Below are 9259 nucleotides of genomic sequence, written 5' to 3'. Positions count from 1 at the left end.
CGTGGCGGACGGGGTGGAGTACGCCCAGCGTCTTAGGGACTTGATTGCCGCAGCTGTGGAGATCTCCGGGTCTGTCGACTTTGAGAGTGACGACGTTTCGGAGCAAACTCTTCCGTCCTGGTTCCTTGCGCTTTCTGGTGGTGCGGTTGGAGATGTTCCGGGAGACCCGATTGGGAGTGCAGGGAAGCGTGGATATCTAGTGGCCAGAGACGACCGGCCGTGGGATTCGGGGGATTGGATCTACTGCTTCGATCCCGATCTCCGGTCGTGGTCTTGGTGGGACGCTACCGTCGATGAGAATGGGAAAGTTTACGTTTGGGTCGACACGAAGGGCGAGGCTCATATTCCCTGCGAAGAGCTCTGGTGGGCGATTTTCGTGTCAGGGGCAGTAAGTGTTGATCCGTTGACGCTTGAATTCGCCTCAGTGTGGAGTGGGCAACGGAGCATTGGCCTCGCGTAGTAGGCTCATCCGGAATTGAGGGAGCCCCGCCGGGATCGGTTCCGGCGGGGCTCCCAGGGTGTCTGACGGCAGTAGTTGACGGCAACGTCAGCGGACTGGGGTTGCGCAGAGGGGTGGTTCGTTGCCCTCGTCGGGCTTGCCGGTGATCTCGGCGGGGCTGCGGAGGGCGTGGCCGAGGAGGTCGATGGCGTCGCGCTGGAGGCGGAGCCGGACGTGGGCGTAGACGGTGGAGGTGACGCCGATGTGGGCGTGCCCCAACAGCTCCTTGATCAGCACGAGTTCCACCCCCTGCTCCAGGAGGAGGGTGGCCGCCGAGTGTCGAAGATCATGGAAACGGATGCGGCGGAGCCTGGCCTGGCGGAGCAGGGTGTTGAAGTGTCGGGTGAGGGTTGCCCCTTCGATCGGGGCGCAGTCGGGGCGGGTGAACACGTAGCCGTTGTCCTTCCAGTCCGTCCCTGCTGCCTCGCGTTCCTTGAGTTGTCGGTCGCGGTGCTGTTCGAGGGAGCGCAGGCATGGCGTCGGCAGGGCGATGCGCCGTTCGGAGCTCTTGGTCTTGGTCGGTAGGGCGGTCAGGCCGCAGGAGTTGGTGCGCTGGAGGGTACGTCGGATGCTGGCGGTTCCGCCGGCGAGGTCGAGGTCTTCCCAGCGCAGTCCGAGGAGTTCGCCCTTGCGGAGGCCGGTGTGCAGAGCGAGCTCGAACAGCGCCTGCAATCGGTGCCGGCTGGTGACAGCCAGGAACTTGCGCGCTTCGTCGACGGTGAGGGGTTCGAAGCGTCGGGGCCGGGGCGTGCCGGTGCGGACGTTGCGGGCGACGTTGCGCGGGATCTCCTCCTCGCGCACCGCGTGCTCCAGGGCGGACTTGAGCACGGAGTGCACGTAGGCGAGGGTCAGGGGCGAGAGCCGCTTGGAGCAGCACTTTCCGGCGGCGCAGCAGAGGGGTTGGTTGCGGGCAGCGTCGAGGCCGCGGGTGCAGCACTGGCAGGTGGTGCGGAGCTGGTTGAGCCAGGTGCGGACGTCCTTGGCGGTGAGCTTGGCGAGCTTCTTCCGTCCGAGGCCGGGGATGAGGTAGAGCCGGGCGACGGCGGTGTAGCGGGTGTGGGTGTTCTCGCGGAGGTGGTGGACGGCGACGTTCTGAAGCCAGTAAGTCAGGTACGCGGCCAGGCTGCCCTGCGCGGACGGAACGGGGAGGCCGCGGTTGCTGGCGGCGATCTTCTCGGTGAGCTTGGCCAGCGCTTCCTTGCGGGTGGGGCCGTAGACGCGAACGCGGCGACGGGTGTTGCCGGGGCGAGGACGTATCCGGCGGCTTCCCAGCGGCTGTCCTTGCGCTGGTAGACGGTTCCGTCGCCGTTGGCCCGGGTGCGGTGGGAGGCGGGGGTGTCGCGGGGCGTGGTCATCATGCGGCTTCCTGGTCGAGGCGGGTGCGGATGAAGTCGGCGAGCGCGTGTGCGGGGATGCGGCGGGCGCGGCCGAGGGTGATCGAGGCGAGCTGGTGGGTGCGGAGGAGGTCGTAGACGGTGGAGCGGCCAAGTTGGAGGCGGGCCATGACCTGTGGGAGGAGTGCGGCGCCGGGGCTGTAGCCGGTGCCGAGGTAGGCCCAGTGGCCGGCGACGAGGGTGGTGTCCGGGTCGTGCTCGGGCAGGCCGGCGTGGGCGCGGGCCTGTTCGGTGCGCCAGGCGCGGCGGGCGTCGCGCAGCGCGCCGAGGGTGGTGGAGTAGGAGCGGGACTTGGTGGAGAAGTGGCCCCGGAAGCCGAGCATGTGCGCCCACTTCCAGAGCTTCAGGTGGGCGAACTCCGGCAGATTGCCCAGCTCCCAGCAAGTGCGGATCATCTGCCGCACGTGCCGCGCAACGCCGAGGCGGGGCAGGGGCCGGGCCTGTCCGGTGCCGTCGCACGCGGTACAGGGGAGCGGGGTGCCGTGGGGGAGGACGGTGGCGCCGCGTCCCTGGCAGGGGCGGCAGAACAGGGCGCGGTCGAGGGTGCTGGAGGCGTCGGCGGATTTGGTGGCGTACTTTGCCACGTAGGCTGCCACGGCCTGGTCGGTGAATTCGGCATCAGCGCCGAAGGTCGTGATCTCGCGTACGTCGAGCTGTTCGCCCCAGGAGAGTTCGCGTTCCCCGACCGCGTCCGACTCGACCGTGACGCGGACCCGCGAGGCCGCGGCCCTGATGGCGTCGGTGAGCACGGCGATGGTGGCGTACGGCGGCGGGGGCTGGCTGGTGCCGTCCGGGCCGTCGAGTCGGACGACGGCGTGGAAGTGGACCAGGCCGCGCTGCTGGTACTCGGCGACCTTGGCGAAGGAGATCCGCAGGACCGCGTGGGCGGATTTCTGGGTCATGCCGAGTCGGGCGGCGAGTTCGCGGCGCAGGTAGGTGGTGAAGCGGGCCCACAGGGCGGAGGCGTGGGCGTTAAAGAGGACCGCGCCCGCGTAGTCGTACGTCGCGGGGTTCAGGGGCGTCCCGATCAGGGCGTCCGCGGGTTCGTGGAGCTTGCGGCAGTGGCAGGGCCGGATGTCACCGCCGGGGGTGGTGGGGCGGTTGTGGACCGGGCCGAAGGACGGCGGGGTGAGAGTGACGAAGACACGGGGGTGGGTGCGGACGGTGTCAGGCACGTTCTTGCCGCCGGACAGGCCGGCGCGGATGAGGTGGTAGGTGTCGGCGGCGTAGAGGCGGGAGCAGGCCGGGCAGCGGGAGGAACGGCGGTTGCCGCATGCGGTGAGCAGGCTGCCCGTGGGCTCCTCGGAGGTGGTGTAGGAACGCAGTACCTCGTCCGTCGTGGTGTCGACGGTGGTGGTGCGACCGGTCAGGCGGATGGGGTCGGTGCAGCCGCCGAGGCGTTCGATCTGCTGCTGTGCGCGGTCGAAGTCCGGGTGGTTGACGAGGCGGAGCAGGTCCCGCACGGCGGGGCTTGCCACGTGGCGCAGGTCCAGGGTGACCATTCGGGGCGTGTCCCTTCTGTCAGGTGGGTGGCCCCCGAGCAGCAACCAGCCAGGCAGAAAGGCGTGTTGGTGCTGATGGGGGTATGACGAACCAGGCCCATGGACGGGCGTGGGGTTCAGGGAGGGGTGATGCGGACCGCGTGGGCGCGGGGCTCAGAGCTGAGCGAGCGCGGCGGTGGCCACCGGAAGGGCAACGCCCACGCGAGTCCCCAACTGGGCCGCTGTGATCGGCGCTTCGTGATCGGCGCGGTAGGTGTCCGCGATGCGCCGAGCCGCGTCCAGCAGGGCGGCCGGCAGGGCCGGGCCGGAGGCTGACCGGGCCGTCCTGGCGACGGTGGCGGGAAGAGCGGCGGCCGGAGCCAGTGCGGGCTGCGGTTCCTTGGCCCGGGCGGCGACCACGTCCGGGATGAGTGTCGGGAGCTTGATCGCGGATGCCTCGTCGGGCACCGGCTCGGAGACAGAAGCGGGAGTGTCCTCCAGGTGCTGGGCGGGGTGGGTGAGGGTGTGGAACTGGGCGAGGAAGGCGGGTCCGACGTGGCCCCAGCCGAGCTGCAGGAGCGGGGCGACGGTGTCCAGGCAGGCCCGTCCGTAGCGTCCGGTCAGCAGCGGTTCGGCGGTGTTCAGGGTGAGGGTGAGCAGGCCGCACAGGTGCAGCAGCCGGGTACCGGCCCGCAACTCCGCCTTGGACGTGCCGCGCAGTGCCAGCAACCGCAGGGCGACCAGGAGTCCGACGACGGACAGGTCCACCATGGGGGCGATCAGCGGCGCGATCGGACGGGGGACACCGAGGCGCAGGGCGAGCGCCCAGACGTTGCCGAAGGAGAAGACGAAGGCCAGGGCCGCGATGACCGCCATGACCACGGTCACGGTGCGCCGGGTGAACCGTTCCTCCGCCATGGTCTCAACCTCCTTTCGACGTACGGGGTGTTCGGGGCTACTTGGCGAGCGGAACAGGGGTGTCGTCGGGTGCAGTACGGCCAGCGGTGTCGAGCAGGGCGTCCAGGAGGAGGGCGGGGTCGGCGGTCAGGTGTGAGGTGTCCTCGGCGATACGGGCGGCATCGGCGTCGGAGACGTAGGGGGTGCGGATGCGGGTGTAGCCGGGTCGGCCCTGCATCGCCATCACCGTGACTCCGACGTAGGCGGGGTCCTGCAAGGTCACCGGGCTGGCGTCCGGCCAGTTGCGGATGTCGTCCCCCAGCGCGGCCACCGCGGCTTCCACGGTCTTCTGCGCGAAGGAGAGCCCGATGGGGCACACGTCGCGGATGAAGGTGGGGATGGCGTCGCCGGTGGTCTTCTGGCTGATCAGGATCACCAGGATGCCGACGCTGCGGCCCTTCTTGACCAGGTCCTCCACCAGCCGGGCATTTTCCGCCGTCAACGCGGCCAAACGTTTCGTCTCAGCGTCGCTGCCCTTGTACTCGCGGAAGAACGTATGCGCCTCATCGATGATCAGGACCGTGAGCGGCCACTCCGGAGAGGGGCCGACGTGCCACAGGTTCTTCACGCCCAGCACGTCCCGGATGGTCGCCGAGCGCCGCTTACGCAGCTCCACCAGGCGCTTGAACAGAGCGTTCGCTTCGTCGAGGTCGTCACCGCAGAACGCGAACATCCGCTTGACCAGGTCGGCGTAGTCGCCCTCCGAGGCCCGCGACACTTTCCCGTCCGCCGTCGCGATCTGAACGGACGGGGACGGCGCGAAGTCGCAGACGAACTTGTTGACCCCCGAGGTCTTGCCCGCACCCGGGACGCCAGCCACCGTCACCCCGGGCAGGTTCGCCAGGGACACGAACACCCGGGCGGCGTAATCGTCCACGCCCAGCTCCCAGCGCGTCAGGTCCGTGAGTGGCCGGCCGGTGGGCCGGTGCGTGGTCGACATGGTCAACGGGTCGGAGCGCACACCCCGGATCACCACCTTGCCGGGGCCGTCCGGCAGCACGGAGACCCGTGTGCACCGCCAGGCGTCGGCCAGGAACCGCGCCGACTTCTGGTACTCCTCCAGTCCGACCTGCGGCAGCGTGCGCGCCCGGACGATCACCCCGAACTGGTCGGGTTTGACCTTGATCTTCGGAGTCAGCACCCGGGGTGCGGGGGTGGGGCCGTCCTTCTGTGCGGTGATCTGTGCGAGCAGGCTCGGGGTCTTGTCGGTGACCGTCAGCCCGGCCATCCGCGCGAGGCGAACCCAGCCCCAGCGGACCCGGACGGCCTGCCGCATGCTGACCCGCGTGCCCCGGTCGGCCTGTACGTAGCGCACCACCGTGCACAGCAGCCACACACTGATCAGCACGACCACCGCCAGCAGTGCATCCGGCGCGTACTCCGTCACGGCTTCCATGTCACGCCCCCTCTTCGCGTATCAGGCGGAGCATGTGGCCCAGGTCGAGGCGGGCCGCGTGCTCTGGGCTCAGGCCGAGCAGATCGAGCACCGCCGCCGAGGCGGCGAACGTGACCTTGCCCTCGGTCCCCGGCAGGGGCCGGAGCGGGTACAACTCCCTCTCCGGCACGGAGTTTTCGAAGCGGATCACTGTGCCGCCTCCACCGTCACCAGCTCCAGGCGGGCGGCCCGGTAGGCGACGCCGTCGGAGAGCTGCCCGTTGAAGATCCGCGCCCACGGGGTCGCGAACAGCTCGACCGGCCGCACCATCGCCCCGGGCTTGAGTCCGGCGGCGAGGCCCGTCTCAGGGACCGTGATCTTCAGGACCTCGGCCCGGCCGTCCTCCATGAGCATCACGGTCACCGTGTACAGCGACGCTCCGGTCTCCCGGTCGGTGGCGACCTCCCCGGTCTGCTGGTCCTTGATCTTCAGCACAGGGACGGTGCCCGCGATGCACACCGCCGACGGCAGCAGGGCAACACGAATACGGGTCATGACCATGCCATCACATCCTCGTTCGATGGAGCCGCTTGATCGGCTCGATATGGAGCGAGGAGATGATCGCTCAACTTGCAAGATCGATTAGGTCGTGACTTCGATCAGGTTGGTAGGTGGTCAGGTGGGGAACCCGGGGATGTGCCCGTATCGCTACGGCTTGCTGGCGATACCGCGGGATCATGACTCTGCCCTTGGACGAGGACCCCCGGCCGCCGTACCTCCAGGCCGCCGAGGCGCTGCGGGACGCGATCCTCAGCGGCGAGTTCCGCCCCGGCGAGCGTCTGCCCTCGGCCAACGTGCTGCGCGACCGGTTCGGGGTCTCCAGCTCCACCGTCCAGAACGCCCTGCGCGTGCTCAAGCAGGAAGGCCTGGTGTACTCCCAGCTCGGTCGCGGCAGCTACGTCAGCACCTCCGTCGGCGGGAGCGTCGAGGAAGCCGATGGCGATCACGAGGACGCCGACACCGAAGGGCCGGACTGGCCAATCGACGTCATCCGCAACGAAGACGCCCGACCGCCATACGCCCAAGTCGCCGACATCCTCCGCCGAGAGATCCTGGAAGGCACCTACCCTCCGGGCTCCCAGCTCCCCCCCCCGCCCGGGAGATCCAAGAGCGGTTCAAAGTCGCCAACTCCACCGCGCAGAACGCCTATCGAAGCCTCAAGCAAGCGGGACTGGTGTACGCGGTCAAGGGGCGTGGTGTCTTCGTCCGCCAGGAACCGGAGCCGGGCAAGTACCACGGGCCGATCACGAACTACCTGCTGCGGGATGAGATCGATCGCGAGGCGCGCGCAGCCGCCACCGAGTTCGCCGACCTCAGCGACGAGGAGCTGCTGGCGCGGGAAGCGGAGCTAGACCGGCGATGGGACGTGGTTCGGGAGGAGCATCAGCGACTCTTCAGCGAGCGCCGCAAGGTCAAGCGGGAGAAGAGCCGACGCGGACTGTTCCTGCCACCCCTCCAGGACGACGGCGCCGAACAGGGCGTATCGCCGAGCGAGAAACTGAAGGCCGCACTGGCCGAATCGAAGAGGCGTCGGCAGCAGCGCCCCTGACCATCGGCCCGGCAGCTCGATCGGTGGGTGAGCTGTTCAGAGTTTCTTTACTTGATCAAGGCGGCCCGCTGTCGCGGGCCGCGCGCGCTCCGGCCCTGTGGGGCCGCCGCCCGCTCCTGTCTCCGCCCCGCTTGCCGTCGGCCCCGCCGGTCCGGGCGCGCAACAGCCGTACAGCGAACCACCTGGGGCTCTGCCCCAGACCCCGGCCCTCCCTCCGAGGGGCAGGGGGACCGCGTGCGAGTGCGGCTTCGTCGTGGTGTGGGGTTTGAGGGCGCGGGAGGGGGTCCCTCGCCGCCCGGTCACCGGAGGCGTACCAGGAACCCCCGGGGGCCGCCAAGGCCGAGCGCACGCGTCACGAAGTGAGCCTTGGCGGCCCCCGGGGAACCCTGGCACGGCGAAGCTGCCCGACCGACGAGGGACCCCCTCCCGCTCCGACCGTGATCCTGCCGGAGCCCGGCCCGCCACGTGCTGGGGTACCCCTGTGGGAGGGTGTCCGCCGGATCACCCCCGGGTGATGTGTCGGCCGGGCGTACCGTGGAGTGGGAGGTGGTGAGTTGATGATTACGGAGCTGGCCGACAACGTCCGCAAGTACCGGCGTCGGGCCGGGATGAGCCAGGAGGAACTAGCCCATGCCGCAGATGTTTCCCCGGGTACGGTACGCAAGGCCGAGCAGGGTGGCACTCTCCGCATGGAGACCCTGCACACGCTCGCCCGTGCGTTTGGAGTGACCACGGCCGCCTTGATGGTGTCCGATGCCCCGGAGCCCGTCGGGCGGCCCGAGGAGCCGAACCTCGTCAACCTGATCCAGCTCCGCGCCGCCCTCACTCCAGCCGTCGGGCTCGTGGACCAGGACGCCGAAGCCGTGGCCGAGGAACCGAACCTGCGCATCTTCCGGCGGACGCTGCAAGACGCACGGGTGCTGTACTTCTCCGACAGCTACAAGAGCGTCGCGGCCCAACTGCCGGGCCTGCTGCGTGATGCCGCACAGGCCGTCGCCTACTACGACAGCGGGGACGAGCACCGGCAGGCCCTGTTGGCCCGCGCCGAGGCGCTGCGTCTGGCCGGCACCTACCTCACCCAGGTACGGCAGTACGACATCGCGTACGCCGCTGTGCGTGGCGCCATCATGGACGCCCGTCAGGCCGGAGACATGCTTGCGGCGGGCTCTGGTGTCGGCTGCATGTGCTGGCTGCTGGTGAGGCAGGGACGGTTGGACGAGGCGGAACAGGTCGCCGCCCAGAGCATGGACGCGGTAGAGCCGAAGATCACCGGGGCCGAGCCGGACCACTATGCGGTGTGGGGCGGCCTGGCGATGGAGGCCGCCGCCGCAGCCGCGAGGAACAACCGTCCCGACGAAGCGAAGGAGTACCGTCAAGCCGCCCGGGTCGCGGCAACCGCTGTCGGCATGGCGCATCGCAACGTCTCCCGGCACTGGTCCGTCTTCGGGCCGGTCACCGTCGCGGTCAAGGCACTCGAAGACTCCCTGGTCATCGGCGACGCCCGCGCGGTGGTGCGCAAGGCCGGCGAGCAGGAGGAGTTGTCGCCCAAGGCATGGAAGCGCTTGGGCAGGCCCAGCACCAACGACGGGAACCGCTTCACCCTCGATGTGGCGCGCGCCCACACCCGGACCGGAGACTTGTCCGCCGCCATGGACGAGTTGACCCGTGCCCGGGAAGCCGCCCCGCAGTGGCTGCGGCACCAGAACGGGGCCGCCGAGACCATGCAGGAGATCCTGCGCAAGCGCAAGCGCACCCTCACGACCGAGATGCGCGAAATGGCCGACTACCTGGACGTTGTCGGGTAGCTGCCACGCAGCGTGGCAGTTTGTGAACCAAGAGTCGCGAACTGCCATGATCCCCAACTGGGGTGACGATCAGTCAGCACCTACGGTCAGTGCGTCCATCGTCAGTGACCCAGGCCGGGGGTGCCCAGTGAGCCAGCCC

The 9259-nt window shown here is 69.4% G+C and carries 8 protein-coding genes and 3 pseudogenes; 5 read left to right on the top strand and 6 right to left on the bottom strand.

Translation table 11 applies throughout. From position 1 onward, the window contains the following. The first annotated feature begins 13 nt into the window (after window positions 1–13). Window positions 14–460 carry a hypothetical protein gene (locus ABZ861_RS18410; protein WP_361631255.1) on the top strand — a complete coding sequence of 149 codons (447 nt, stop codon included), beginning with the start codon at window positions 14–16 and terminating at the stop codon, window positions 458–460. Window positions 461–547: 87 nt separating this feature from the next. On the opposite strand, the pseudogene ABZ861_RS18405 reads toward ABZ861_RS18410, so the two are convergent. The 6 genes and pseudogenes from ABZ861_RS18405 to ABZ861_RS18380 form a co-directional block, all read right to left on the bottom strand. After that, a pseudogene (locus ABZ861_RS18405) lies at window positions 548–1854 on the bottom strand (site-specific integrase). Next, entirely contained in the window at window positions 1854–3395 is a 1542-nt protein-coding gene (locus tag ABZ861_RS18400; protein ID WP_361631252.1) for a replication initiator, read from the bottom strand. The pseudogene ABZ861_RS18405 and the gene ABZ861_RS18400 overlap by 1 nt, the downstream one beginning before the upstream one ends. 153 nt (window positions 3396–3548) lie before the next feature. Then, the gene (locus ABZ861_RS18395) at window positions 3549–4292 is read right to left on the bottom strand and encodes a DUF2637 domain-containing protein (protein WP_361631249.1); all 744 of its coding nucleotides are present in this window, start codon (window positions 4290–4292) and stop codon (window positions 3549–3551) included. A 37-nt stretch (window positions 4293–4329) separates the two neighbouring features. After that, a complete protein-coding gene (locus ABZ861_RS18390) occupies window positions 4330–5727 on the bottom strand; it encodes a cell division protein FtsK (RefSeq protein ID WP_361631246.1) in 1398 nt (465 codons plus the stop codon). A gap of 1 nt (window position 5728) precedes the next feature. Then, window positions 5729–5917, bottom strand: a complete 189-nt coding sequence (locus tag ABZ861_RS18385; protein WP_361631243.1) for a hypothetical protein — start codon at window positions 5915–5917, stop codon at window positions 5729–5731. Then, entirely contained in the window at window positions 5914–6267 is a 354-nt protein-coding gene (locus ABZ861_RS18380) for a hypothetical protein (RefSeq protein ID WP_361631240.1), read from the bottom strand. The genes ABZ861_RS18385 and ABZ861_RS18380 overlap by 4 nt, the downstream gene beginning before the upstream one ends. A gap of 176 nt (window positions 6268–6443) precedes the next feature. Here ABZ861_RS18380 and ABZ861_RS18375 point away from each other — a divergent pair. The 4 genes and pseudogenes from ABZ861_RS18375 to ABZ861_RS18360 form a co-directional block, all read left to right on the top strand. After that, window positions 6444–6656, top strand: a pseudogene (locus tag ABZ861_RS18375) (winged helix-turn-helix domain-containing protein); the annotation flags it as partial. A gap of 83 nt (window positions 6657–6739) precedes the next feature. Continuing rightward, window positions 6740–6916 (top strand): annotated as a pseudogene (locus tag ABZ861_RS18370) (hypothetical protein); the annotation flags it as partial. 24 nt (window positions 6917–6940) lie between these two features. Continuing rightward, entirely contained in the window at window positions 6941–7315 is a 375-nt protein-coding gene (locus tag ABZ861_RS18365) for a hypothetical protein (RefSeq protein WP_361631491.1), read from the top strand. A 557-nt stretch (window positions 7316–7872) separates the two neighbouring features. Then, window positions 7873–9120 (top strand): helix-turn-helix transcriptional regulator, encoded by a 1248-nt coding sequence (locus tag ABZ861_RS18360; protein WP_361631237.1) that lies wholly within the window; start codon window positions 7873–7875, stop codon window positions 9118–9120. The last annotated feature ends 139 nt before the right edge of the window (window positions 9121–9259 follow it).

The organism is Streptomyces sp. NPDC046985, from assembly GCF_040644415.1.
Classification (GTDB): Bacteria; Actinomycetota; Actinomycetes; order Streptomycetales; family Streptomycetaceae; genus Streptomyces.
Note: the sequence above shows the minus strand (reverse complement) of the source record. Positions and strands in the feature narration are given on the sequence as shown.